The organism is Nitrosomonas supralitoralis (genome assembly GCF_003011925.2).
Lineage (GTDB): Bacteria > Pseudomonadota > Gammaproteobacteria > Burkholderiales > Nitrosomonadaceae > Nitrosomonas > Nitrosomonas supralitoralis.
The window spans coordinates 1-25,810 of record NZ_PXXU01000049.1 but is presented as its reverse complement, the minus strand read 5'-3'; the positions used below and the strand labels follow the sequence as shown (position 1 = coordinate 25,810).

Annotated in this window: 21 protein-coding genes and 3 pseudogenes; 12 read left to right on the top strand and 12 right to left on the bottom strand. The window is 40.8% G+C overall.

Annotated elements, in window-relative coordinates; translation table 11 throughout:
* Positions 1-261 precede the first annotated feature (261 nt).
* On the top strand, positions 262-555 hold the full coding sequence (locus C7H79_RS13350) for a hypothetical protein (RefSeq protein WP_106707742.1): 294 nt from the start codon (positions 262-264) through the stop codon (positions 553-555).
* A 168-nt stretch (positions 556-723) separates the two neighbouring features.
* The gene (locus C7H79_RS13345; protein WP_106707741.1) at positions 724-933 is read left to right on the top strand and encodes a cold-shock protein; all 210 of its coding nucleotides are present in this window, start codon (positions 724-726) and stop codon (positions 931-933) included.
* Positions 934-1,379: 446 nt separating this feature from the next.
* Here the strand turns inward: C7H79_RS13345 and C7H79_RS13340 are convergent, their stop codons facing one another.
* The 5 genes from C7H79_RS13340 to C7H79_RS13325 all read right to left on the bottom strand — a co-directional run bounded on the left by C7H79_RS13340 (position 1,380) and on the right by C7H79_RS13325 (position 6,814).
* Positions 1,380-1,781, bottom strand: coding sequence for a hypothetical protein (locus C7H79_RS13340; protein WP_147383609.1), 402 nt, complete (start codon positions 1,779-1,781; stop codon positions 1,380-1,382).
* A 171-nt stretch (positions 1,782-1,952) separates the two neighbouring features.
* Positions 1,953-2,138, bottom strand: coding sequence for a hypothetical protein (locus tag C7H79_RS17725; protein ID WP_147383608.1), 186 nt, complete (start codon positions 2,136-2,138; stop codon positions 1,953-1,955).
* 417 nt (positions 2,139-2,555) lie between these two features.
* Positions 2,556-2,918, bottom strand: a complete 363-nt coding sequence (locus C7H79_RS13335; protein ID WP_106707739.1) for a transposase — start codon at positions 2,916-2,918, stop codon at positions 2,556-2,558.
* A 160-nt stretch (positions 2,919-3,078) separates the two neighbouring features.
* Positions 3,079-5,469, bottom strand: a complete 2,391-nt coding sequence (locus C7H79_RS13330; protein WP_106707738.1) for a phosphoketolase family protein — start codon at positions 5,467-5,469, stop codon at positions 3,079-3,081.
* Positions 5,470-5,605: 136 nt separating this feature from the next.
* A complete protein-coding gene (locus C7H79_RS13325) occupies positions 5,606-6,814 on the bottom strand; it encodes an acetate/propionate family kinase (RefSeq protein ID WP_106707737.1) in 1,209 nt (402 codons plus the stop codon).
* 1,450 nt (positions 6,815-8,264) lie between these two features.
* Here C7H79_RS13325 and gntA point away from each other — a divergent pair.
* Positions 8,265-8,993, top strand: coding sequence for a guanitoxin biosynthesis heme-dependent pre-guanitoxin N-hydroxylase GntA (gene gntA, locus C7H79_RS13320; protein WP_106707736.1), 729 nt, complete (start codon positions 8,265-8,267; stop codon positions 8,991-8,993).
* A complete protein-coding gene (locus tag C7H79_RS13315) occupies positions 8,980-9,558 on the top strand; it encodes a DUF1989 domain-containing protein (protein WP_106707735.1) in 579 nt (192 codons plus the stop codon). The genes gntA and C7H79_RS13315 overlap by 14 nt, the downstream gene beginning before the upstream one ends.
* A gap of 251 nt (positions 9,559-9,809) precedes the next feature.
* Here the strand turns inward: C7H79_RS13315 and C7H79_RS17720 are convergent, their stop codons facing one another.
* On the bottom strand, positions 9,810-9,968 hold the full coding sequence (locus C7H79_RS17720; protein ID WP_172592442.1) for a hypothetical protein: 159 nt from the start codon (positions 9,966-9,968) through the stop codon (positions 9,810-9,812).
* 458 nt (positions 9,969-10,426) lie between these two features.
* On the opposite strand from C7H79_RS17720, the gene C7H79_RS13310 reads away from it, so the two are divergent.
* Positions 10,427-10,612: a hypothetical protein gene (locus tag C7H79_RS13310; RefSeq protein WP_106707734.1), complete on the top strand. Its 186-nt coding sequence runs from the start codon at positions 10,427-10,429 to the stop codon at positions 10,610-10,612.
* Positions 10,613-10,786: 174 nt separating this feature from the next.
* Complete coding sequence (gene ypfJ, locus C7H79_RS13305) at positions 10,787-11,647, top strand: KPN_02809 family neutral zinc metallopeptidase (protein ID WP_106707733.1); 861 nt, start codon at positions 10,787-10,789, stop codon at positions 11,645-11,647.
* Between the two features lie 505 nt (positions 11,648-12,152).
* Here ypfJ and C7H79_RS18035 read toward each other — a convergent pair.
* From C7H79_RS18035 to pssA, 5 genes are all read right to left on the bottom strand, one after another.
* On the bottom strand, positions 12,153-12,290 hold the full coding sequence (locus C7H79_RS18035; protein WP_172592441.1) for a hypothetical protein: 138 nt from the start codon (positions 12,288-12,290) through the stop codon (positions 12,153-12,155).
* 449 nt (positions 12,291-12,739) lie between these two features.
* A complete protein-coding gene (locus C7H79_RS13295; protein WP_106707731.1) occupies positions 12,740-13,864 on the bottom strand; it encodes an ADP-ribosylglycohydrolase family protein in 1,125 nt (374 codons plus the stop codon).
* A 332-nt stretch (positions 13,865-14,196) separates the two neighbouring features.
* Entirely contained in the window at positions 14,197-15,066 is an 870-nt protein-coding gene (locus C7H79_RS13290) for a DUF72 domain-containing protein (protein WP_197714638.1), read from the bottom strand.
* A gap of 798 nt (positions 15,067-15,864) precedes the next feature.
* Positions 15,865-16,197, bottom strand: a complete 333-nt coding sequence (smbP, locus tag C7H79_RS13285; protein WP_106707729.1) for a small metal-binding protein SmbP — start codon at positions 16,195-16,197, stop codon at positions 15,865-15,867.
* Positions 16,198-16,433: 236 nt separating this feature from the next.
* Positions 16,434-17,765, bottom strand: coding sequence for a CDP-diacylglycerol--serine O-phosphatidyltransferase (gene pssA / locus C7H79_RS13280; RefSeq protein ID WP_172592440.1), 1,332 nt, complete (start codon positions 17,763-17,765; stop codon positions 16,434-16,436).
* 759 nt (positions 17,766-18,524) lie between these two features.
* Between pssA and C7H79_RS19500 the strand changes: the two are divergent.
* From C7H79_RS19500 to C7H79_RS18965, 3 genes and pseudogenes are all read left to right on the top strand, one after another.
* A pseudogene (locus C7H79_RS19500) lies at positions 18,525-18,846 on the top strand (transposase); the annotation flags it as partial.
* Positions 18,847-20,469: 1,623 nt separating this feature from the next.
* Positions 20,470-21,489 (top strand): annotated as a pseudogene (locus C7H79_RS19690) (transposase).
* Positions 21,490-22,072: 583 nt separating this feature from the next.
* Positions 22,073-22,321, top strand: coding sequence for a hypothetical protein (locus C7H79_RS18965; protein ID WP_242447294.1), 249 nt, complete (start codon positions 22,073-22,075; stop codon positions 22,319-22,321).
* A gap of 214 nt (positions 22,322-22,535) precedes the next feature.
* On the opposite strand, the gene C7H79_RS13255 is transcribed toward C7H79_RS18965, so the two are convergent.
* The gene (locus C7H79_RS13255) at positions 22,536-22,673 is read right to left on the bottom strand and encodes a transposase (RefSeq protein ID WP_374058013.1); all 138 of its coding nucleotides are present in this window, start codon (positions 22,671-22,673) and stop codon (positions 22,536-22,538) included.
* 154 nt (positions 22,674-22,827) lie between these two features.
* Between C7H79_RS13255 and C7H79_RS19685 the strand changes: the two are divergent.
* The 3 genes and pseudogenes from C7H79_RS19685 to C7H79_RS13245 form a co-directional block, all read left to right on the top strand.
* Positions 22,828-23,000: pseudogene (locus tag C7H79_RS19685) on the top strand (transposase); the annotation flags it as partial.
* Positions 22,986-23,357, top strand: coding sequence for a hypothetical protein (locus C7H79_RS18955; protein ID WP_242447293.1), 372 nt, complete (start codon positions 22,986-22,988; stop codon positions 23,355-23,357). The pseudogene C7H79_RS19685 and the gene C7H79_RS18955, both read left to right, overlap by 15 nt.
* A gap of 145 nt (positions 23,358-23,502) precedes the next feature.
* Positions 23,503-25,377 (top strand): AI-2E family transporter, encoded by a 1,875-nt coding sequence (locus C7H79_RS13245; RefSeq protein WP_106707727.1) that lies wholly within the window; start codon positions 23,503-23,505, stop codon positions 25,375-25,377.
* Positions 25,378-25,810 lie beyond the last annotated feature (433 nt).

Here is a 25,810-nt window from a genome sequence, read left to right as displayed (position 1 = left end):
ATTCCATCAAAACCTCCCGGAAGAAAAATATGCATCTGGAGAACAGCTTTAATTTACCAAAATATGCTTATTTATAACAGCTTATTCTAATGGCTTCCATTAGAAATCAAACCTAATGGGAAATCTGGGATTATCATATTTAAGCATCCGCTAAGAATGTATGAATTCGCACAGATGATATTTTTTCATTCATATATGATTATTTATGAAATTTTTTTTAGTAAAGCAGAATAATCTTGAAATCCTTATTGGAGATACAAAATGAATAAATCAAATTGTAATAGTCTCAAAATATTTGCTACGTTATTAATTGTTTTTACTTTTGTTGGTTGTGGAGCTAGTGATAGAGCCGAAAAGAAAGCTGATAGATTGGAAGATAGGGCAGATCAAATTCGAGAAGAAGACAAAGAAAATAGAAAAGCAACTGAGAAAGTGGGTGAAGCAGTAGCTGATCAGAAAGAAGAGGAAGCCCAACAACTGAGAAAAGCAGCTGAGGATAAAGCTGATAGGATGGAAGATGATGCTGATAGAGTAAGGAAAGCTACTGATAAATAATCCTACAGCGAAAAGGGCTTAGAAATTATCTTTTTAATTAAAATATTGTGCGAAATAAAAGGCAAAAAATTGTTTCAAGTTTTGTTTGTATTAGTTCCCATGCGCAATCTTCGATTCAAATCGAATTTTGGCTGCTATTTTCATTAAATTTTGAAAGGAAGAAAAAAGATGGCAACAGGTATAGTAAAATGGTTTGATGACTCAAAAGGTTTCGGATTTATTGCGCCCGATGAGGGGGGCGATGATTTGTTTGCCCATTATTCCGCAATTACAATTAATAGGAATGGTTCCAAGACCCTTAAAGAAGGACAAAAAGTGTCTTTTGACATCACTCAAGGTCCAAAAGGCAAGCAAGCGTCTAATATCCAGGCTCCTTGATTTTCTACTAATTATAAAAAGCCAATAATATATTGGATAATCAGTTAAATTTCGTATTCAGTACAATAAAAAGCTTACTTCATAAATACGGTGAGCTATTTGGGCAAAGTTGCTATCTCAAGATAATAGCGAAGGTATGTTAACGAAAAAGCATAAAGCCTACGGCTTGCCTTAGAAAAAGCAGTGATAATAGAACAATCATCCCTGATCTATTGGAACATATCTGAATTTATAAAAAATTACTTTTTACTCTTTTATTGGGAATGCTTATCTTCAATAAAGCGCGCTAGCTTTTTAGCTACTTAATTAGCTTGAGATAGATTCTGGAATAACTCAAGAAATCTTCAAGAGACAATCAATTATGCTTACTCTGATCATTTAAGTCTGGCATTCCGTAGGGTTATCAAAAGGGTAGGGCAAAATGAGTTGTCGAAACCGCCCTGCTTTTACACTGTCTTTGTTTTCTTTTTATTGACTAGACCTAATACTGCATGTGGTAGCGATATATTAGATCGAACGAATTCGTTTGATTTCTCCATCTTCTCTTTGAACTCTGCGATCATTTCCATGAAGTCGATACTAAATTCATCAGGGGAGAGGGTGAGGATGTAAATAGGTTTTACAAAACTTACATAAGAAAGAATTCGACACGGGAATGCGTCAATAACAGGTGGAATGATGTCATCTTCATTGGGGACATAGTTAATCCACAAGAATTCCCCCTCAGGAATTTCGGGATCTCTTTCAAAGATAATATAAGGAATATAACCCGATACAAGTGTAATAATTTCATTTTGACTGAGATTCACACTGAAATTGCCATCCTTCTCCCGGTTAATTCTTTTCATGATTTTATATTTAAATGTCATTAGTTATGACCGGATATTAAGATAGCTTTATCGCATTAACTTAATGCTTGCTTGAGTTTGATTTTTACTTCAGCAGTCCCACTGCTGAAGATATCACCACTTATTTCAAGCGAAAAAGGAAGAAAAGGATTCTTCCTTTTTCGAAATCAGTTATTTGTTTTTGTGACTTTGGCGACCTGCTTCGGCATGCTGATCAGAAGTACCTCCGCGATTAGATGATGAGCTTGCTCTATCGCCAGATTTTTTTGAGTGATCATCCTTATCTTTAGAAGTACTGCTACTCTTGCCAGAATTGCTTTTGCTATGATCATTATCTTTTTGACTGTTTGAGTTCATATGAATCTCCTTAAATTAATTTTTCAAAAATACTTTCATGTAGGTAACTTCTTATTAATTTTATGAACAAAATATTTTTCATAACAAAAATAAGTTGAGTAATCATTGCAACTTTTGTTCTTTGTTTCTGTACGGTTTTGCACAAATAGGAAATTAATCTATTTAAAGTTTCTAAAGAACGATGTATTGGAACGAAGATGCCAACAAGTGAAGTGGTACCGCAAAACTGGACAGGTTGATAATATTTTTGTTGAGCGGCTATGGCGTACAGTAAAGTATGAACTCTTATACACTAGGGCCTTTAGTGCTTAAAGGAGGTAAGGAAAAGTTTGACTATGAGATTTATTATTAATATCAAGCAATTCATCAGGCTGTCTGAGCTTGATTAGCTAACAATAGCAGAGCTTTATTCTACTCTCAGGTTGTACAGTTGCAGAAGACCACTTCAATAACAGTGCTACCCGGATCTATCGCTTTGGTTAGGGTATACTGAGGTATCTTAATGCTGCGCTTGGGCAGACTACTGAAGTCAGGAATGGTGATGTTAACTTTCATGATACCGGCAAGCGAGTTCATGAAACCTTCGGTTTGACGTAACGGCCGATGAAAGACCTGGCGGATAAATAGAGCTGTTTCTATGGCGAGATTAGAATATTCCGGAGGCCTGCTGCGAGCTCCCGTTCTGGTAGAGCGCCACTTAGCGAGTGTCGCTAACGTAAACCAAATCGTGATGTCACGCCGTCGCCACAATCCGGTGTTATATTCATGCCAGTTCGTCACTTTATAACGAGATTTTTCATTTTATGACGCCGGCTCTCGTTGTGTTTATAAGGCATTAACTTCTTTACAGGGGAGTTCTGCAGAGTTATGCCAGATGTGCCATCTTTTTTTCCGATAGCTCTATTTTTCAACAACGCCAATCAGAACCGTAACTCGCTGATTACGAATAAGGCCACTCCCAATTAGTTATTTCTGGCATATCCTCTCCGTAGGTGGTGATGTATTGGCGATGTTCGATGAGCTTGTCACGAACAAATTGTTTTACATATGCACCCACGCGACTGAGTCTTGGCACCCGGTCGATCACATCACTGATCAAATGAAAGCGATCCAGATCGTTGAGTACGACCATATCGAATGGCGTGGTGGTGGTGCCTTCCTCTTTGTATCCGCGTACGTGTAAATTTTTGTGGTTGTTGCGACGGTAAGTCAACCGATGGATCAACCAGGGATAACCATGGTAAGCAAAGATAATCGGTTTGTCAGTAGTGAAGAGGCTATCGAAATCCTTGTCCGACAAGCCATGCGGATGTTCGTTCTGTGGTTGCATCGTCATTAAATTCACTACATTAATCACGCGTATTTTGATGTCCGGAACATGCTGGCGCAATAAATCCACCGCAGCTAGCGTTTCAAGAGTAGGGACATCACCTGCGCAGGCCATCACCACATCCGGCTCGGTGTCCTGGTCATTACTCGCCCACGTCCAAATGCCGATACCTGCCATACTATGTTTAATCGCGGCATCCATATTGAGCCACTGCAGTTGCGGTTGTTTGCCCGCGACAATCACATTAATAAAGTCACGGCTACGCAAGCATTTGTCAGTAATAGCCAATAAAGTATTGGCATCGGGTGGCAAGTAAACACGAATGATATTGGCCTTCTTATTGACAACATGGTCAATGAAACCCGGATCCTGATGTGAAAAGCCGTTGTGGTCCTGCCGCCAGACGTGAGAGGTCAACAAATAATTCAATGAAGCGATGGGCTGACGCCACGAAATTTCTTTACTCACCTTAAGCCATTTGGCATGTTGATTAAACATTGAGTCAACAATATGGATGAATGCTTCATAACAAGAAAACAAGCCATGGCGGCCGGTGAGCAGATAACCTTCCAGCCAGCCCTGGCAAGTGTGTTCGCTAAGAATTTCCATTACACGGCCATCCGGTGCAAGGTGAACATCTTCTGGTAGTGTTTCCGCCATCCAGGTGAAATTAGTTACTTCAAGCAAAGCCCCGAGGCGATTGGATTTAGTCTCGTCCGGTCCCATTACCCGGAAATTCCGGGCGTCCTCATTAAGCCGCATAACATCGCGCAACAAGGTGCCCATTACGCGGGTCGCTTCACCCATTACATGCCCGGGTTTGGACACCTCGACCGCATAGTCACGAAAATCCGGCATGTTTAAATCTTTGAGCAACAAGCCACCGTTAGCATGTGGATTGGCGCCCATACGGCGCACGCCTTTGGGCGCCAATTCCACCAGTTCCGGCATCAGTGTGCCGTTCTCGTCGAATAGCTCTTCTGGTTTGTAACTTTTCATCCAGTGCTCAAGCAACTTGACGTGTTCTGGCTTTGTCGCCATCTCGGCAAACGGAACCTGGTGCGAGCGCCAGGAACCTTCGGTTTTTTGGCCATCGACCTCCTCAGGGCCGGTCCAACCTTTTGGGCTGCGCAGGATAATCATCGGCCAGCATGGGCGGACAGCGACACCGTTACTACGTGATTCGCGTTGAATAGTTTTTATTTCTGCAATACTGGTATCCAGCGTAGCCGCCATACGCTGGTGCATAATCTCAGGGTCTGATCCTTCAACAAAATAGGGTTTGTAGCCATAACCAATAAAAAGGTTTTCTAATTCCTCATGACTTAAGCGCGCCAACACCGTTGGGCCAGCAATTTTGTAGCCATTCAAATGCAGAATAGGCAACACTGCTCCGTCATGAATCGGGTTTAAAAACTTATTTGAATGCCAGGCTGTGGCAAGCGGACCGGTTTCTGCCTCGCCATCACCAACTACGCAGCAGGCAATCAGATCAGGGTTGTCAAACACAGCGCCATAGGCATGTGCAACAGAATAACCCAGTTCTCCACCTTCATGAATTGATCCCGGCGTTTCCGGCGCACAATGACTGGGGATGCCCCCGGGAAATGAAAACTGTTTAAATAACTTTTTCATACCCGCTTCATTTTGCCCCACATTTGGATAGGTCTCGCTATATGTTCCTTCCAGCCAAGTGTTGGCCACCAGCCCTGGGCCACCGTGACCGGGGCCTGTGATGTAAATGATGTTTAAATCCTGTGCTTTGATAACGCGATTGCAGTGTGCATAAATAAAATTCAAACCCGGCGTGGTACCCCAATGTCCGAGCAATCTTGGTTTGATATGTTGAAGCGCTAAAGGTTGTTTTAATAGCGGATTATCCAGTAGATAGATTTGACCGACGGACAGATAATTCGCCGCGCGCCAGTAAGCGTTGATTTTGCGTAACTCCTCAGCAGTCAATGGGCTGTGCTGGTCAATTAATTGGGTCTTTGTTTTCATCAATTCTTGCTCCTTACAATTTGGAATTAGCCTGCCGTCAGCTTTTTCTTCTATGGATATTGTGAAGAAAAGACACGGCCAAGAATATATTCTCAAGAAATTCAGCAAACTATGATTATGATCAGCGTTTATCTATTTAACCGCAATGAAGGTTTCCACCTATGACTCGAATGGTATGCTCAGCGATGATAAGCTCCTCATTAGTTGGAATCATCCAGGCAGACACTGAACTATCCATTGTGCTTATCCGAGAGTTGTTTGCCGCATTTGCCGTTTCATCAACACGAATACCCAGCCAGGCTGCTTCCCGGCAGATCCGTTCTCGAATAACGACGGAATGTTCGCCGATGCCTGCGGTAAACACCAGCGCGTCCAGCCCGCCTAGAGCTGCAGCCAGCGAACCCAGTTCGCGGCCTGCACAATACACAAATAGATCAATGGCTTCTGCAGCATGTGGGTTGTCATTGGCCAGGAGTTCGCGCATATCGCCGCTGATACCCGAAACACCCAGCAAACCGGACCTATAATTCAATAAGTCAGCAACGGCATCGATATCCATACCCTTTTCTTTCATCAAATAAAGTACAACTGCAGGGTCGATCGCACCACATCGCGTACCCATGGGTAATCCGTCCAGAGGGCTGAAAGTCATGGTAGTGGCAACACTTCTGCGAGCCTTCATCGCACACATGCTTGCCCCATGGCCGAGATGAGCAACGATAACACGACCTTCAGCAGCGCTACCTAAATATTCAGGTAATACACTAGCGATATATTCATAAGATAAACCGTGAAAACCATATTTCAGGATTCCTTGTTGTCTAAATTCCCTGGGCAGAGAAAACTGTTGAGCGATTATAGGTTGGGTTCGATGAAAGGCAGTATCAAAGCAGGCAACCTGGCGCATCTCGGGTTGTTGCTGAGTCAGGGTCTCAATCGCCGCTATCTCATAAGGCTGATGCAATGGAGCCAATGGAATAAATTCTTTTAAATTGCATAATATTTCTTCGCTCACAACCACCGGGATTGAGTATTTTTCGCCGCCATGGACCACACGGTGCCCAACTGCAATAAATAAAAATTCACTGAGGCTATGATTAATCCAATCGAATAAAACAAAAAATGCATCTGCATGGCTTCGAATATTTTCAGTAATTAGTGATTGTTTCGCTACGCTCACTATCTCGCCCGTACAATCATGAACAGTGAAGTGGGGACGATATCCAATACCTACTATCTCACCACGATAAATCATGTGTAACGAAACAGTATTTTCGGCCAAAGAGAAAACAGCAAACTTGATACTCGATGAGCCGGCATTGATAACAAGTGTTGCATTAGACATAACACGATTTCCTTGCTAAATATTCAACAGCGCGTTGCAATCAGCTGTTCTTAGAAACAGCCTATCCACAACCTATGGAGCTATAGTTCAAGGGAATGAACACTCTAATCAGGCTAATTATGTCTTATCTGTTAATCAGCGTTAAAATTTTGCCAGTTTTTCTCAAAAACAGCTCGCAAATTTGTCAGGGGAATTTTATACTTCATTGTTTTGTAGAAGATAATCTCCCGGAAGGCCGATGCTAATACTGGAAAATATTGGACGCTGTTTTACACTTGAGGTGTTAGAAGAGACTTGGTTGCGTAGATTTGTCATAACAACCAAAAAACCGTACAGAAACCAATGAACCCAGTGATGAGCGTGTTCATGGAAACACCTCCTTAACAGATATTCTGTTGGAAAGAGTCTAATAAATAGAAATCCAAGTGACATTAACTTGTATCGTAATTAACGCTACGCTCTTTCAATTCTAATGTCAAAATTAACAGAAGAGCATAAAAGGGATGGTGTATTTTTCAGCTTAGGTCGTCATTTTCGACATTGTCACACGCTTTCCCGCGTTTTTCTAGATCTTCAATCCCGTGTCATACTGAGAGAATGCTTGAACAATACCGAAAAGGATTATTTGTAATTAATTGATTATGAATACTATTTTATTTAACATAAAATAAAAAAAATATACGCAATTAACTATATAGCATTAACATCATGTTTATTAACATTAATCAAAAAATGAATTTGTTTATGTTCTCACAATGAGGTGCTCAAAAAGGCTGGAATCACATTCAACTTAGAAGCTGTCTGTCCATTGATTTATGTAGCACTCTATAAATAGAGATGCCTGTGTGTCTTCGCACAGAAACTATTCAATAAAAGTTCTATAATTATCCTTATAGATGTTGTTTAACATTTTATGTTGATAGCACAATGTTCAGTATAAGAAAAATTATAATGGCCTATTTTCTGTAATTGGTATCTGGCACTTTGAAGCCGGATATGGTTTTTTTAGGCTTGGGTAGCTAAAGTGAAGACAGAAAAACAGTGCGAGTGATGACATACAGAAGCTGAAGCTGCAATTGAGAACCAACAGTTGGTTTTTGTAGTGATAAGACTTGCGATCTTATCAGCTACTAGTTTCAAGAGGGAGCGCCTACAATAGATTTTCTGCGGGCACTCGGACTCATACAAAAGGGCCGACTTCGCGACTTCCTGCCGACAAACCAACTCGATAGTTAATGCTGTTGTCTGATAAATCACCTCAATTTTAATTATTTTTAGGCAAAGGCACTAATAGCCCGTTGCCTTCAGAAAGCCATTTCTTAAATCCTAATGGCCTGGTTAATATAACGGCTTGGAGTCCAATTTTGATTCGCATTATTTATTTCAATGAGGCAGCAGACCTCTCCCCTAATTTTGATGAATATATACAGCCTGGAATTTCGTTTAATTCATGAACGCAGACGATAATAGTTTAATTAGCGCCTCATTAGATAAAAGTGCATTCAGAAATCTATTGGATGAGTTTCTATCAAATGAGGATTACCCCTGCGTACCAGCTAAATCTGCAAATAATCGCGATAATATAGAATTATTAATAGGAGATAACATCACTCAGCCTATGAATGATGTTGAGCTTTATTCTGCGCTTTTAGTATTTGGAAAAAATCTTACTCTCGAGACCATCGACAATATTTCTTTTAGAACATTAATGGTCATTTATCGCCAGCCTACAAATTTAAGCGAAGAAGAATTTGAAAAAGCATTATGGGATCGTTTGCAGAATTTACACAATTTTGATGTGATTCGGGGCCAGAATTGGGATCAAAACGTAGACAGCGATCCAAACTCATCACATTTCTCCATGAGCATAGGCGGTCATTCTTTCTTTGTAGTAGGGCTACATCCACATGCTTCTAGGCCTGCAAGACGTTTTTCCAACCCGGCGCTCGCATTTAATCTTCACGCTCAGTTTGAAGTTTTAAGGGAAAAAAATAAATATGACCGCATAAAAGAAATAGTAAGGCAGAGAGATACTGAATTTTCTGGAGGACCTAATCCAATGCTAGATGATTTTGGGAATGATTCGGAAGCGCCACAGTATAGTGGTAGAAAGGTCGATGAAAATTGGGAATGCCCATTACAGCACAAAGAGGATATAGAACAATATGACAAGAATTGAACCGTGTTCAGCGAAAGCATTTGAACTTAAAAAAGGCCAATTTCTTACAGTAATCGATCCCGAAGGACAACAAGTTGGGGATCTTGTTGCCTATAACAGAATTGACATTCGTGAGTATATTTCATCAGGAAGATCGATTGACTATGCAAGCAAACTTTTCCTGACTAAGGGAGATTTACTTTATAGCAACCGTAGTAATCCAATGCTTGATATTGTTAATGATAATGTCGGACGTCACGACTTTACATTAACACCCTGTTCTAAGGATACTTTTCGCATTATTTATGGCGATGACAATCCTCTCCCAGGTTGTCAAGGCAATCTTGAAAAGGTTCTTGAACCATTCGGAATAATTCCCGATCAAATACCTATCGCGTTTAATATTTTCATGAATGTCAGTGTAGATGCCTCTTCAGGAAAAATAGCTGTCTTGCCGCCGATGAGTCGTGCGGGAGATAAAATTACATTTGAAGCTAAAATGGATCTTTTGATCGGGTTAACTGCATGTTCCGCTGGACAATCAAACAATTTTAAATTCAAACCCATAGATTTTGAAATTTACTAACTAACTTTTTACTAAAGTTATAAAATGAATCGGCCGAGTTTGTTCGAAGAATGCTAGTTGGAGTCACCTTTATCCGCTGACTTCCTTAGTTGGCGATAGTATGCCATTTTAAATTTTCTCTGCTGGAATATTTCCAGGCGATTCCACCAGTTCGCAATTGTTGAGTTAGTCAATCCATCACTCCAAGGTGGCACATTTCACTTCACTGATTTTGCGCCAGGGGGCACGATGTCGTATGACTGTATAATCTGTTATTTGTTTCCAATACAGCCAACAGAAGCATCAATGTGGGCTTGGGCCAGATGCCCCGTATAGCGAATCGACAGATATTGACGTATCCCATCGCTGTGATGAAACAACCCATCACTTTCCTGCCGTGTGCACAACGCTTCCTCCAATGCGTCAAGCACTAGATCTGTATGGGATGATCGGCTTACTCGGCAATCCATCGCGTAAAAACAGCCATAATGCCCATGGTGTTATAAATGTGATGTCCGCAACCCAAAGTTGATGCGGGCGAGTCGCTAAAAGTTGTCGACTAACTTTGCCTGTTGGCTAATTCAGGTATCCATTCCACGCAAAATTATTTGCGAGCATAGCGAAGTAAGTAGAGAACATAGTCTGAAGAACACTTAGATCAAAAATCATCTGTGAAAATGGCACTATGTGGTCTCTCGTACATTTCTTTTATTCATAAGGTTGTAAGATAAGTTTGCAATTTTTAATCTCCGCGGATTAATTTCCCCGTTGCTTGCGCTGAGATGATTTATTTCTATCTAGTCAGTCACAAGATCGAATTAGCTAATGCGCACAAAGAATTTTATTCCGTTTTGGAATATGTTTTGAGATATCTTTTAGGAGACAGAATATGACTCAAAAGAATCAAGGTGAAGGAAATCGTGATGCCGCTGAAGAATATAACGACGCAACCCGAGATTTCGTGGAAACTGGCAAAGTCGAGAAAAATGAGAATAAGCATATGAACTTATCCGACGAGGAGAAAAAAGATATTCAAGAAGCAGAAGAGAAAGGAAAAGAAAAAGCTAAAAAATGATTGAAGCTCACAGAGCTATTTCATTACTAGAGCATTATTATTCTGAATGAATAGCTATAAAAAGATTTATAGGAAATTTATTCTATGTCTTTCATAATTGATGATTTTATGAGAAATAAAGCATTATGAACCAATGTGTTCAATATATTTACTTCTTAAAGATTGGGGAAATTTATGCTTTGGAAAGCTGGTCGTCGTAGTCAGAATGTTGAAGACAGGCGTGGATTAGGCGTATCTAGAGGGATCGGTGGCGGGGGTATCGGCATTCTACTATTAGTACTTGCAGCGATATTTTTCGATATTGATCCGCGTATTATTATGCAAGGAACGGAGATTTTAGGTGGTGAAAGTGAATCTTTGCATACTCAAACTCAACCTATTCCCACTGGTCAAGAGGAGGCAAAGGAATTTACTACTGTAATTCTTGCCGATACGGAGGATACATGGAAAGTATTATTTTCTGATCAATTAAATAAAAAATATAAAGAACCCACTCTTGTTTTATTTAGTGGGGCTGTAAAATCGGCATGTGGTTTTGCCCAGGCTGCAATGGGACCTTTTTACTGCCCTTATGACCAAAAAGTATATATAGATCTTAACTTTTTTGATGATTTAAAAAAATTAGGGGCACCCGGAGATTTTGCTCAAGCTTATGTTATTGCCCATGAAATTGGTCACCATATACAAACCTTATTAGGCATCTCCGAAAGAGTTAATGCAGAGGGCGAAAATATGGATAAACATCAAAGAAATGCCTTATCGGTTCGGCAGGAGTTACAAGCCGATTGTTTTGCGGGTGTGTGGGCAAATAATGCACATCGAGCACGCAATATTCTGGAAAGTGGAGATATCGAAGAAGGCCTAAATGCTGCCTCGGTCATTGGAGATGATCGTTTGCAAAAACGATCACAAGGTTATATTGTTCCTGAATCTTTTACCCATGGAAGTTCAGCGCAGAGAGTTCGCTGGTTTAAAAAAGGGTTGAAGTCGGGGAAAATTAGCGATTGTGATACTTTCACAACGAATAAATTATAAATTCATTATAAATAATTCTTCTGATTCCACCGTAGATGATGCGATTTTAAATATGCTCGTTGCTCCTGAGTTTGCATCAGGAACCATAGTCGCAAACATCAAATATATTTCCTCTTCGAATCTTCTGAATCCATACTTCAAACAATTTAGTTTGATTCTCCAAGGGAAAAACTTTTCCCGTGAAATGACGCTGATTTCAGGCGTCGGGAAATAGCTATGATAATGGGCCGCCGCTACATAAGGTGTATCTGCCTAAATATGAATTGGCTTCCCCGCTCGTCTAGAGGGGTGAATATCTTGAATTTATGGATAGCGATGGGTACCAAGATCCCCGCTTATGTTTCACAGAAGGATGGGGTTGGCTAAAGGTGAATAATCGCCGCGTTCTCCACTCTATTAGCGCGATAACGAAGGGGTGGAAAGAGTTTTACGCTGGGTGGATTTTTGCCATTGAATTTGCGCCTGCCACTCGTGCATTTATCCCTGTATGATGCCAGACATATTCTCAAGATGGTCCTACGCGCTTGTCGAGTGAAACGGTAATGGTAAAACCCTGCATCGCGACCAGAAGTCCACGTGTGTCTTCCGGAGAATAATCATTTCCAGCTACCCGACCAAAAAGCCCATTCCTGTTGACGTTCAAGAATAGCTCCTTTAAATCTATGGTGATACCTGGGAATGGACGCAATCAAGCTATTCGCCTTGTGTTGGCTACAACCACACCAGAAGCAACCCGCGTGAACTATGTCATCTCGTTTGAGAGGAAGCGTGGGCAGGAGTAAACAATATTCCTTCCATGGTGAACCAGTAGGTGTTGCGACGAAGGTCATGCGCAACTTCAGTGACATATATACGCTCACGCTTTCTCAATTTTCTTCCCGCCAAGTCAAGCTGGAAGTTTTTCCGGCATCCGGCTGGTTCGTGATGTTGAGACTGAGGCCTAGATTCTCATTCAATCGGATGTAAGTAAGTTCACTATGAGCCAAGTATGTGAGTTGGCATCGTCAAGATGTTGCTTCCAACGCAAAGTACTGGGATGGCAGGCTGCGATTAAGCATGGGCGTTAATGGTTATTAAGCCCAGATTCGGCCTTTATCCCGAATTTTTTACTCTATCGGCGGCAAGTGAAGCACCTACTTCCGAGGCCACATCCATCGCAAGGCGCTGGAGTAGATCGGTTTCATCAAGGCCTTCCAGGAAGCGCCTGGGTATGCTAGTTAGCCCGCACTGAGCCCCGACGAGCGCCCCGGTCAAGACAGCGCGTGCCTGATTCTCACCGCCGCCATTCACAGCGTGGAGTACCGCCAATTCGAAATCGTTCGGAAAGCGGGCGGCAAGATGATATGCGGCGGGGAGCTGGTGGTAAATGGCGCAGGTCATGCCATAAACGCTGGAGACTTTCCAAGCGGGCTCAATGCGAATATCGGGATCCACCGCGGCACTCGCGACATAGGAAGGGGTGAGTAGGGCGTCTGGCGAGACAAAATATCCGCTTTCCCGCGGACGGTCCTTCTGCGGCGGCTGCAAGTCGGTATGCGCCATCGTATGGAAGGGTAGTTTTCTCGCTCTGGCCAGCCGCAGGAGCTTACCGGAAAGACTGCCGTCGAGCTTATCTCCCTGCACCAGAAGTCCCAGCACCGCACCATATGCGACTGTAAGGGCAACAACGGTCTCGTCATTCTGGGTGAGGCGTGTGTTGCTGGAAATGGCGGACGCCATTTCCAGCGGCTGAAAGGCGTAGCGAACTGCCAAGGCGAGAGTTCTTCCTATCGCTTCGGTGGTGTCGGCTGGTCCTCCCGTTTGTACCCCCCATGGTAGATTATGCTGGAAACGTTTGCGCCAAGCGTCACGAATCGACTGCTGAGTGTATCCGCCCGGGCCGTTGACAGGCATGCCATTGAGTAATGGAAATATTTCCTCGTCCATGCGCCGGCAGAAATCAGCTTCATCATAGCCACCGCGCTCGACGAGCGAGCGTAGCATCAGGCGGAGAATAATGCCCCCTTGTGAGAGTTGTCCCGCTTTGAGATCGCTATGGTAGCGGCCGGGCTTTGGGTCTACATAGGTGGTGATCCAGTCGCCGTAATCTCGGCGGAGCACCGACAGGTCGTAATACCAATGAGGACCGACGCCTAACGCATCACCAACAAAGGCGCCCATGATGGCGCCGGCGGCGCGATCATGGGCGCCAGAGTCTTGAATAAGAGAGCTGAACATATTCTGATTCTCCTGTTGTTAACGTCATCAAATTGATTTTCCGAACGCCAGGACACGTATTACCCCATGAAAGTTGAATTATATCCCAGCCGATAGCTTTCGTTAACTGCATCTGGTCAACGTGGCCAGCACCTACGCGATGCGGTCTGCTCTCGCATAAGCAGACTCCAACTACGAATCACCGAATATATATGAATCGATCTCGTGATATTCTCATTCAACATCGGTATCGTTGAGCTGTGCTATAAGGGATGCTCGGATACGATCGACTACATTGACATTGCGTTGCTGACATAAAGCAGCAAAGTGCCGATAAGCTCATGGAATTCATGTTATTTTTGTTGGGCATAAAATGTTAAGGCATTTCTGATCGCATTCCCCCCACGATCATTATTAAAATACGCCCATACATGTTTCGGATTGCTATCGCTAATTTTTTTGGTCCATTCTTCCAGTTCCTTAGCACGGTAATCATGGTCATACCATTTCTTAACTCCGTGGAACCGAATATAAATATCATCCGAGGTTTTAATTAATTCATTTGGAAGTCGAGGTGCGCTGCATGAGCAAAAAATAGTACCATGCTCCTGAAAAGCCTTATAAACCTCTTTATTCCACCAGCTTGGATGCCGAAATTCAACAACATTCCTACGATTATGATCTAATTGAGTTAAAATCAAATTCAATCGAGCTATTGTAAAATAAAAACTTGGTGGTAATTGAAATAGAAAGCATCCCATACGCGAACCAAGTAGATCTGCAATTAACCCAAAATCCCTAATTAATACTTTAGTGTTCTTGAATGTTTTTATATGAGTAATTAGCTCGCAAACCTTAATAGTATAAATAAAATCGCAGTGTGATGCTTGCTGTTGCCAGGCTTTGATTGTTGCAAGAGTCGGCCATGAATAAAATGGAGCGTTCAATTCGACTGTTTTGAATTTGCTGGCATAATAAGTAAACCATGCACTCATAGGAAGATCTTGGGGATAAAAAATGTTACGCCAATGCCAATAAAACCAACCAGAGCTACCAATAAAATATTTATGTTCCTTTTCATTGAGGGAAACGGTAATAGTTCTCTTATTTTCTTTATCGTAAGCAATACGTAACGCATGCATTTTTGCAGCGCGATCTATATTAGTTAACCTTTGTTTTTGGCGCCGAAACTCTCGCCTCAGAGTGCGCTCTTTACTAAACACAGAGTTCAATTTGGATGAATACCCACTAGAGATAGTTAACCGATAATTGTATATATGGCGATACAGCCACTGCGTCGCTAACCAAATACAACCAACCTGAAAATCAATATGCCTGCTTGTGAATACTAATGCATCGATAGAAACACCGGACGCACGGGCTCACTTTAAATATAATTGGTGCGCGATGTATACAAAAAATTTTTTAGAGTCGATCAAACAATCTAACCTATAGCTCTTGTAAGAAATGCTATTTTTTGCGAGAAGGGACCTTTTTTTATCAGTGTCCTTTTCCTTGTCACCTGATGGCGCAGTTATTTTATTCATTTGAAACTCCTATTGATTAATAGAAGCTTTAATAATAATTATAAATAATTGCTTTATCTGTACGACTTACTACAGAAACCAAAGATTATGGTTTTATTGCATTAAAATTGCACTGGAATATTAACTCGACGGTGAGAATTTTCGGGAAGCTCCTTCTCAAAGATAATTCTTCCGAAGGTGATGCTTTTGGACTAGTATTCCTTTCGATAAAATCGAATCTTTATTTTTCATTACCCGTTCCTTCCGGTAGATAAGAAAAATGACACTCCTTATCTGAAAGATTAATCGGAATCATTCCCTGATAAAAAGCTTGTGTTTGGATTTAGAACCCCGTATGAGGTATTCTTCGGAAAGACGGTTCGCTACACCAAATCACCGTTAGGCGTTGCACTTCGAAATTGAATCCACGGGAGTATAAAAAAACAGTGAATTTTATAGCCACTGCTTTTTTATGATATTGAAACTTATTTGGGATTATTTCTCAGCTTGTTTTAAATGATCAACAGCATCTGTAGCTGCTTCCCTAGCTGCATCTATATTTCCATCATTTCCTTTTTTAACCGCATCCTCCAAGAACTTAATCCCTTCATCCACATGCTTGGCGTCGATTTTGTCATTTTTGGCAGCCTCCGCATGTATTTTAGCTTCTTGTGCCTGTTTGGCTATAGTTTTTCCATCGGCTGATGAGGCTGCAGCTTCAGAGTGCTTAATTGCTTGTTGCAGATGGCTTTGCCCCGCAATACTATAAAATGAGAGAAGAGACAGGATCAGAATACTAGCAAAAGAGATAATAGTTTTCCTATTCATTTATAACTCCAGTAATGTGTAATTTAATCGACGATTAGAAGAATAAGAATGAAAACGCTTCTAACCTCGTATAGTATATTTATGAATCATCCCCAGTCTGTTCGGTAACTAACATTATGATATTTAGCGAAAATGCAATCCCTTAGTCAAAAGTCTAAATTGCTTTAAAGACCAAGACTAAAAGAATTCTTTAAGAACGAATATGTATTGTGTACTTAGGAAGTAGATTCATACATTTACATATATTGCTTCATTATTTTATCCAAATTGCTCCAACGTAAGCGAGCCAGCCACTTCCGCACTTTTATAGGGTAGTTAGATTGAGTTTCTATTTGTTGCCAATTTTTGATAATTGTAGTGTGCTTAATAATTTGTCGATGTTCTTGTTCGATGAGATTGAGTAACTGACCATAATGATCCTCAATTAACAAGCCATTCTCATAATCCAGGCGCCAAGCGCGTGGATTTAGATTATTGCCTGTAAGTAAATGATAGCGAGTATCAACATTTAACCCTTTAAGATGAAATGAATTGTCATCATGTCGCCATAATCGAATGATTAACAATCCTTCGTCTATCGAACTTTGGTGGCATTTTATGAATTCAAGCAAATTTATTTCATACAAATAAGGTATCAAACCCATCATAGTTAAGGCTTGTTCTTTTGGCATAAAAAAATCATTAGCATGCTTATCGCCTACTACAATTTCTACTTTAATCCCACAGCATAACAAATAAGAAATGTCTTTTTCTAGAATTCCAGGTAAATTAAAATAAGGAGTGTATAAAATTAGATACTGTTTTGCTTGTATCATTAGGTGATGAATAATATTGTTGAGCTGATTATTGCGTTTGCCAATGCCAATCAATGGCGCAACTGTTAAATATCCATTTTTACTTCTTTCAAGACGATAACTAGCTCGAATTAATTTTTTATATTGCACAGCTTTTTTTTTCTTAAATTTATTGTTAATTTTCAGTGTATGGCGATTGAATGGGTAAACGCCCTCGCTGGATATAAATGTGTGATTTAAACAATTGATAAAACTATTGCAGAGTTCTCCGGATTTTATAATCCAGTATCTATCATAGCGATAACGTGCGTGATAATTTAAATAAATGTTATTTATACTCGCACCGGTATAAAGCAAGGAATCGTCAATAATCATACCTTTTAGATGCAAAACGCCAAATAGCTCACGCCCTTTAATAGCTACACCATAAAATTGTATAAAATCTGGATATTTTTGATCAATCTCCCGATAGAATGTGACGTTGTATTTATTATATTTCTGTTTATTTACTTGACGGTGAGCGCGGTGAAAATCAACAAATATTTTAATGTCGAGCTGTGGATTTTTCTCTTTAGCGATAATCAAACGTTCCATGACTAAACGACCCGCTGCATCGTTTTCTAGGTAAAGAACGGTAATATAAATTCGAGTTTCTGCCGCATCAATCAGCGTAAGAAGTTGATTAAGGTAATCCTTGGGATTTAGCAAAACGGCAATATCGTCAGAAGAGATATTTGTTTTTAGAAGAGATTCTATTTGGAAAGTGTTGATCATTTCCATTGCTTAAATGATTGTAATTTACAAATCAAGAACGCATTTAATTTTTTTATCTAATATGCTAAACACCGGCGCTTCCCAAGATTGAGGTTAATCTTAAACGTCAGGAGCGGCGAACGAAGGATCGGGTCAGAAATCCCTGCATTTCCCACAGGAGTAATCCGATTAAATTTATAACAAAAATTAATTGCGAGCATGATGTCAATTGTTAGGCCGCCACTATGCTACGAAAAATACTGCGTATGAACCAGCCATCGAAAGTGCCATGACCCTTTTTAACCATGAGGGATGCGGCATTTCTTAGCTACTCTGCAATAACAGTTAGAAAACACTTAGTTATGCCATGTATCTGCGAAATTTATGGAGCTTAATCAGCTTTGCATTTGTCATGGTATATAGGTTGCAAAGTAATTACCGTGCGCTACCGGACATACTGATTTTAAACATAACATATTAGAGTATGTCGTCAAATATGGATCTAATTATTAGACGACAATTAATCTCCGATCCGCATTGACTCATTAAAAACCATACAACCTAGGAACCGTTGCCTCATCTAAAATCAAGTCAACTTGAAACAATAATAAAGGAGATTTAGATGAGGATAAAATCAATGAGTCTTGGTGCTCGGAGAGAGTTGCACTCAATTATCAAGCAAAAGTATCATAATGCGAGTTGAAAATACCGCATGGCAGAGAGTACGGTTTTTAAGCTGAATAAACCAGAACAAAATGATCCGCTCCAGGAAGTGCTGCGAGAAGACTGAGTGGCAAGGGGTATATTTATGTCTGGGCTGATGGTTTCTACAGCACTGTACGCTTGGATGACAGGTTATGTTTTCTGGAGATTATAGGTTCTGATGAAACAGGACGTCAGGAACTGCTGGCATTGCGGATGGCTATCGTGTGTCTGAAGCGAGTTGGACGAAAGTGTTGATCGATTTGAAGCAGCGAGGTCTTAAGGGTGCACCCAGGCTGGCTGCTGGAGACGGCTCATTGGGATTCTGGGAAACTCTAGCCCAGTCAGTGCTTGGCCGTATACCGATCATCAGCGTTGCTGGGGGCATAAAACCACCAATTAAATGAAAAGAGTGCCCAAAGCGTCAAGTTCGTACGTTGATGCGGTGTCAGAACTTCTAATGTTTGGAGTGCATATTAGGTGCGCGCGCATGGAAAATTCCTTGACATATCAAAGCATTGCCGTTCAATGGTGGCGAGACCTACAACAAAAAAGGAAGTTTCGTGCGTATCTGAGAAGGCTTTGATCCGTCCACGTAGAATCATCGGAATAATCACAAACTGTAACCGCTGTGTCAAACGTTGACTAAAAGATTCTCCGACTAGATGGTTAGGAGCAATTTGAAGTTCAGCGCGAATAATCCCCCCTAAGCCTCTGACTGGTATTTCAGCAAAAAATTCCGATATTCTTTAGGATTATAGCTGTCAAACTAATTGTTAAATTATTATGCAATGAATTAGAATTCAATTATGTTCGTTATTTTACATACTAATCCATTTTTATTTATGGGTTACGCAGGGGTTAGATTGCGAAATAATAATCAGGAGAATGAAAATATATAAAAGCAAATTTCCAGATAAATAATTTAATTTTCTAAAGTTATTTTAAGTATCCGAATATACGCTTGGAGTATCAAAAGTAACACAGGTTTTCATTTAATCTCTCTAGTTTCTAACAACTTGAAATATCTAAAAGGGTATGCGGATAATCTTCAGCTTGTATCGCTTTGGCGACATGTGACTGAGTCTTAATTGTTTTTCATGATTAATGAAAGGGCGGGCAAAACTGTGCGAAAAGAGTCGTAATATAAAGGGCTCGAATATATTTAAACTAATAACACAGTTTCGCCCATAAAAAAACAACGCGTGCAATCAAGGGAGGAGATTAACACGCGCCAATTAGAAGGGGCCGCTTATTTATACTACTTGGAAATATAAATAAACATAGCACTAATTATCCGGCATTTTTAGTTATTTTCTGTACGGTTGCTAACCTAGCTTAACTAGTCGATCCTGAAATAACTCCAAGCAATTGATGTTAGGCATAAATACTCTGTTTTTGAATGATCGTAGCGACTATAAATGTAAAAACAGTATTATATTTCTGGTCGAAATGGTGATTAAAAATGCTTACAACGAGCAGTACGATTCATCGACCTGATTTGTTTGGAAAAGACCTGCTAATGCAACTTGATGGCAGTGATCCGTTCATCTTGGTACCGACAAATCACGTTTGACTGAAGCTGAATCCGCTGGTGTTATATCTGTTCCTGCTCTAGATATGGATGGAACACCATTCCACATCAATTTTAGTGCGGTATCGAAGCTTTGAAATAAGATTTTTGTTACATGGTAGTGTGCCGAATATCATTCGTTCACACTACCATGCTAATTTGGCCCGAATGTATATTCTGCCGATAATCTTTATTATGTTAAATAATAGAATTATATTAAAGAGGAAGCCCGGCAAGTTTTTGAGTTTTTCTATAATCTTTTAAAAGAGTTTAGGCTTGCTCCTTATTAGCCCAGGCATCAGGAATTCATAATGTAAGTGACAATAATCAGTCGATCCTGAGATAACCCCAAGCAATAGATGTTAAGCATAAATACTCTGTTTTTGGATGACCATTTCGACCATAAATGTTAAAATAGCATTATATTTCTGGTCGAAATGGTGATTAAAAATGCTTACAACGAGCAGTGCAATTCATCAAACTAATTTGTTTGGAACAGACCTGCTAATGCAGCTTGATGGCAATAATCCGTTGCTAAAGCTAGCATCTGCGATACCATAGCATGAATTTGACAAGGCACTTTCGGTTCACTATGCGAAATCAACAGGTGCGCCGAGCAAGCCGATCCGTTTAATGGTTGGCTGTTGATACTGAAGCAATTAGAGAATTTGAGTGCTGAGGCAGTGGTGCTGCAGTGGAAGCGCAATCCTTACTACTAGGCTTTTTGTGGCATGATGGAGTTCCAATCCAAGTTGCCTTGTCATTGAAGGTGTTGAGAAGATTTTCCGGATGAGCGTTGGTTTGCATGGAGAATCGGTGCTGGAAGACGTCATTCATGTTGACACGACAGTGCATGATAAGAACATCACGTACCCGAAGTATTGCAAGCTGGCGATCACGATTATCAAGCGGTTAAATAAGATTGCCAAAACCCACGGCATTTTGCAACAACGCACTTTCGTCAGGTAAGTAAAATCGCGACGCCTGGACATTCAACACTACCGGCACGTGAAGAAAAGAGCCAAGGCCAAACGAGCGCTAAAATCTAATTGTCGGAGTTGTCAGTCACGAATAAAACCTGCATGACAGCAACACGTTACCGAGGTTTTTCGTCATGTTGAAGCCTCACGCGGCAAACCGGCCAGGCAAGCCGTGTATGATCGCGGCTACCGTGGCAAGCGCGAAGTCAATGGAACCCAGATCATTCTTCCTGGAAAAGCATTAAAGAAGGACAGCCGGTACCAGAAAGACAAAAAGCAAAAACAAGGCAGAAGGCGCGCGGCCATTGAACCCATTATTGGCCACCTGAAGTGGGAGTACCGCATGGCGAGAAATTATTTGAAAGGCGCACTCAGTGACCACATCGATTTACTAGTGCCCGCTGTTGCTTGGAATTTGAAACAATGGCTATTGGCCATTTTTTGGCTCTTTTTCCCGTGGAGAAAACTGCAGGTTCTGCGAATTCTTTGATGGAAAAATCAAATCGTCCCAATTTGCCTTTTATAACCGACCATCTTTTGAAACTGCTGCTCCAAGATAGCTATTGACGGGAAGTTTCCAAGGAGGACTAATTATATCTTTTAATTATGTGTTCAATCGCACAGATAAGCATGAGCAAATAAAAGATAATATTTCAACGTAATTTCGTTCTTAATGAGTTCGAAATGAAATACCCGAACCCGCTCGAGTGCATGCTCGCACTTAGCGGAAGGTGGGGAATCATCTAAATCCGGTGGGTATTCCCCTTGCCCTCGTATACTGCGTGCTGATTCCTTCTTATGGGCAAAATTGTACAGTAGAATTTATCCTTAGCCATACTTCGGAAAATTCCGTGCAGTTTTGCCCACCCGTTTAAATTAAATCATGAGCTATGATCATTTCTGGTGTATGGCCAGAGAAAAGGAAGCTGTTTAACCTATTGGTGAGGATCTAGACAGATCAATCAATAAAATAAGAAAAAACCGCACTACAGATAGTAGTGTTTTTAATCTGAATAACCAGAACAAAATGATCCGCTCCAGGAAGTGCTACGCACGTAAGATGCTGGCAGGAAGTGGTCTGTTTTATTGATCAATGTCGTGATTTAAGAACCGCTGAAGGTAAAGCAGACGTTGTCAGAAAAAGTTATATACCGGAGCACTCGATTCAAAGCGGGCTTGGAGATATAGAAGTTAAAGTTCCGAAAGTACGTGATCGCACCACTTCTGGCATCAAATTCAACAGCAGCTTGATATCTCCCTACTTGAAACGAACCCGAAGCATTGAAGAATTCTTACCCTGGTTGTATCTGAGAGGTGTTTGAACGGGAGATTCCACTGAGACGTTAAAACCCCTGCTGGGAGCAGGCGCGCCTGGATTGTCGCCTGCGACGATCGACCGCTTGAAGCAGGACTGGGAAAAGGATTATCAAAACTGGATTCGCCATGATATGAGTAGCAAGCGGTAAATTTATGTCTGGGCTGATGATATCTACAGCACTGTTGATGGGTATGCCGCCAGCATTGGGCCACAGCTTTTCAGGATCCCAATGAGCCGTCTCCAACTACCAGCTTGAGTGCATCCTTAAGGCCTCGCTGCTTCAAATCGATCAGCACTTTCGTCCAGCTCGCTTCAGACTCACGATAGCCATCCGACAATGCCAGCAACTGTTTCATCAGAACGTATAATCACCAGAACACAAACCGGTCACCCATGCGTACAGCGTTGCTGGGTGCATGAAACCGCCAATGTAATGGAAAAACTGCCCAAAGCTATGCAGCCCAAGGTCAAGGAAGCACTGCACAATATCTGACAAAGAATAAAGATTCCATGCTGGCCTTCTATGATTATCCTGCAGAAAACTGGCAACACATTAGAACAACCAATCCAATCGAATCAGTTTTTGCAACTGCCCGGTTGAGAACAGCAAGAACAAGAAACTACGGAAGCCAGACGACTCGACTACACTGACGATTGAGTTCAAACTGATGGAAGCAGCACAGTTGGAACGCGGTTCCGATTACAGGGCTTATAAATTGTTAGCGGATGTTGTGGAGGACATAGAATTCGTTAACGGCGTTAAACAAAAATGGAGATCAAAAACAGAAAACTGCTTAATTCTCCATACGCCAGATTTGACATTTGACTATAGCTCAGATCCATTTCTGTTAAGTCTTACTTCAGTATATGACTATCTTTGTCGGGCAATAGATAGCACCGACTTTCATTGCATAATATATTTTTATCTTGAAGCGCCTTCAATAAACTTCTCCTTTTACGTAATTCACAAGCATTTATCTGTTTGTCTCAATTATTTAAATATTCCTTACGTTCCTGAACCCTTTGATCGCTTCTTTTAAGAAAAAGAGTTGAATTTGATTGTTACTCATTATCCGGCAAAGCCTGGTATGTGCGTAATCGAACAGTTAATCTTGAAAATAATAATTATTATCTTTTAAATAGCTTAAGAAGTGATTAAATAATCGAGGCTGATCAGCATTTTTAATGAAAAATAATCTTTCAATTAGCAATAATGTATCAATGCTGATAGCTGTGGGATTAGTGCTTGGCTTTCTTTATTGGGCAAGTATAATCGTAATTCCTATTGCATTATCAATTCTTTTAACGTTCCTGCTTTCACCAATTGTTACTTGGTTACAACAACATGGCGTTGCCAGGGTCATCGCTGTCGTATTGGCGGCTTCGCTAGCATTAAGTAGCATAGTGGGTTCAATTTGGGGCATTACGAGTCAAATTGGAAGCTTATTGGATACATATCCTCAATATGAGAACAATATTTTATCTAAGCTCGATCAAATCACCAAACATGATCCTGATGGATTATTAGATAAAGTCCAGGTTGTAACTGAAAGTATTACAGAGAAATTAACAGATAAATCAGTAGCAGAAGACATTTTGCCAATTCCTTCCTATAAAAAGGAAAAAATAGAGGCACAACCTGTCCGTATTGTAAACGAAGGGCCTTTTCAATTATCCGAGTTGTGGTCGGTTTTTGGCAATATGTTAGAACCTATAGCTAATACAGGTTTAATAATTGTGCTCGTCTGCTTTATGCTACTCAATCGAGAAGATTTGCGCGATCGCGTTATTTCGTTAATTGGAGTTGATCAATTAGCCCATACAACTCGAGCATTTGAAGATGCAGGCGAGCGAGTCAGTAGATATTTATTAATGCAATTGTTAATAAATGTAGGGTACGGATTAGCAGTGGGAGTGGGCCTGTGGTTGATCGGTGTTCCTTACGCAGCTTTATGGGGATTTTTTGGTGCACTTTTACGTTACATTCCCTATCTTGGTCCCTGGCTTGCTGCAATTCTACCTATTACGTTGAGTTTGCTGATTTCTCCTGATTGGTCATTAGCGATAATGGTACTTGCAATGTTTTGTGTGCTAGAACTAATCACTAATATGATCATTGAACCAATGCTATATGGACGTGGCATCGGAGTATCGCAAGCGGCCTTACTTGTGTGTGTGGCATTCTGGACCTGGTTTTGGGGGCCAATCGGACTCGTATTAGCTTCTCCATTAACAGTCTGTATTGTGGTGTTAGGTCGATACGTCCCTTGCTTAGGCTTTCTTGATACATTGCTCGGAGACAGACCCACTCTTTCCATTGGGCAACGCTTTTATCAGCGACTACTCGCTGATGACGTCGATGAGGCATCCGATTTAATTGAGAAAGAGCTTTCAAACCCCGATCTTGAATTGTCACAAGTGTATGATAGCATAGCGATTACCGCACTCATGCAAGCCAGAATTGATTTACGCTTGGGAAAAATTGATAACGAAGAACAAAATGAATTACTTGAAAACTTGGCAGAAGTAATTAAAGAGCAAGAAGAAAAAATAATGTTTCAAGAAAAGAAAGATCCAAAACAAAAAGAACGAAAATTAATTTTAGCCATTCCAGCACGCGATTCTACCGATGAACTTTCAGTAAATATGCTTTGTAAATCAATATCTCCTGATGATTTTGATTGTCATGAAATCAATTCAGGAACATTAGCTACTGAATTACTGGCCTCAATAGAAAAGTTAAACGCAAGCATTGTAATTATTGCTTCCGTTTTTCCCAGCAATTTAGCGCATACCATTTATCTTATCAAACGAATACACGCACGTTTTCCCAAAAAAATCATTATTGTGGGCAGATTCGGAACTAGCGATCCTGAATATATCAAAAATAATACTAAAAAATTAGAAGCAGTAGGAGCTAATAAAGTTGCTTATACACTTCAGCAAACTCTATTAGAACTTGATAATTTATCTCTTATCGATTTTGAAGAGTTAAGGAGAAATGATGTTAAGAAGGCTTCAATAGAAAGGTTATCCTTTACATCTGACGTGGCCCACTAATTGGGACAATCCGTTTAAGCAGCTTTCATCCATTTTCTTTTTCATTTGCATATTGATTTGAGGTTTTGTATCTCATGTATGAATGCAGGCGATAACTGTTAAACTTAGAAATATGGTATTGCCAAGGTTAACTGTAGCTTGGTGTCCGGCTTCCACAGTTTTTGGTTCTGGCTGTTTTCAGCCGGACAGTTGCAAAAACTGATTTGGCTGGATTGGTTGTTCTAATGTTTTGCCAAGAGGGTAAGCTAACCCCAGATCCCAGTCTGGCTACCACCCAGACTTCTCGGAGACTATGAGGAAGGCAATTGTCGCATCGACTGAGAAATCGGATTCGGATTTAAAATTAATGCCGTAAATTCTCCCGGTGACTGTTGCTTAGCTTCTACGCCAATTGAAGCTCTCACGATTATTGCCATCAATAATCATAATATAA

Bases quoted from the DNA above. Each gene is read 5' to 3' on its own strand.
- C7H79_RS13350 (WP_106707742.1), top strand. From the start codon at position 262: ATGAATAAATCAAATTGTAATAGTCTCAAAATATTTGCTACGTTATTA.
- C7H79_RS13345 (WP_106707741.1), top strand. From the start codon at position 724: ATGGCAACAGGTATAGTAAAATGGTTTGATGACTCAAAAGGTTTCGGA.
- C7H79_RS13340 (WP_147383609.1), bottom strand. From the start codon at position 1,781: ATGAAAAGAATTAACCGGGAGAAGGATGGCAATTTCAGTGTGAATCTC.
- C7H79_RS17725 (WP_147383608.1), bottom strand. From the start codon at position 2,138: ATGAACTCAAACAGTCAAAAAGATAATGATCATAGCAAAAGCAATTCT.
- C7H79_RS13330 (WP_106707738.1), bottom strand. From the start codon at position 5,469: ATGAAAACAAAGACCCAATTAATTGACCAGCACAGCCCATTGACTGCT.
- C7H79_RS13325 (WP_106707737.1), bottom strand. From the start codon at position 6,814: ATGTCTAATGCAACACTTGTTATCAATGCCGGCTCATCGAGTATCAAG.
- gntA (WP_106707736.1), top strand. From the start codon at position 8,265: ATGAACGCAGACGATAATAGTTTAATTAGCGCCTCATTAGATAAAAGT.
- C7H79_RS13315 (WP_106707735.1), top strand. From the start codon at position 8,980: ATGACAAGAATTGAACCGTGTTCAGCGAAAGCATTTGAACTTAAAAAA.
- C7H79_RS13310 (WP_106707734.1), top strand. From the start codon at position 10,427: ATGACTCAAAAGAATCAAGGTGAAGGAAATCGTGATGCCGCTGAAGAA.
- ypfJ (WP_106707733.1), top strand. From the start codon at position 10,787: ATGCTTTGGAAAGCTGGTCGTCGTAGTCAGAATGTTGAAGACAGGCGT.
- C7H79_RS13295 (WP_106707731.1), bottom strand. From the start codon at position 13,864: ATGTTCAGCTCTCTTATTCAAGACTCTGGCGCCCATGATCGCGCCGCC.
- smbP (WP_106707729.1), bottom strand. From the start codon at position 16,197: ATGAATAGGAAAACTATTATCTCTTTTGCTAGTATTCTGATCCTGTCT.
- pssA (WP_172592440.1), bottom strand. From the start codon at position 17,765: ATGATCAACACTTTCCAAATAGAATCTCTTCTAAAAACAAATATCTCT.
- C7H79_RS13255 (WP_374058013.1), bottom strand. From the start codon at position 22,673: ATGAAACAGTTGCTGGCATTGTCGGATGGCTATCGTGAGTCTGAAGCG.
- C7H79_RS18955 (WP_242447293.1), top strand. From the start codon at position 22,986: ATGGAAGCAGCACAGTTGGAACGCGGTTCCGATTACAGGGCTTATAAA.
- C7H79_RS13245 (WP_106707727.1), top strand. From the start codon at position 23,503: ATGAAAAATAATCTTTCAATTAGCAATAATGTATCAATGCTGATAGCT.